The 255-nt window shown below is 53.3% G+C and carries 1 rRNA gene; it reads left to right on the top strand.

Annotated features, from left to right (window positions below):
• Positions 1-255, top strand: a 23S ribosomal RNA gene (locus HU147_RS19680); the annotation flags it as partial.

Consider the following 255-nt stretch of genomic DNA (forward strand, 5'->3'; position numbering starts at 1 on the left):
GTGTGCCTACAACTAGTCAAAGCCCGTTTATGGGTGATGGCGTGCCTTTTGTAGAATGAACCGGCGAGTTACGATTGCATGCAAGGTTAAGGTGAGAAGCCGGAGCCGCAGCGAAAGCGAGTCTGAACAGGGCGAATGAGTATGCAGTTGTAGACCCGAAACCAGGTGATCTACCCATGTCCAGGGTGAAGGTAAGGTAACACTTACTGGAGGCCCGAACCCACGCACGTTGAAAAGTGCGGGGATGAGGTGTGG

The organism is Planococcus chinensis (assembly GCF_020071995.1).
Lineage (GTDB): Bacteria > Bacillota > Bacilli > Bacillales_A > Planococcaceae > Planococcus > Planococcus chinensis_A.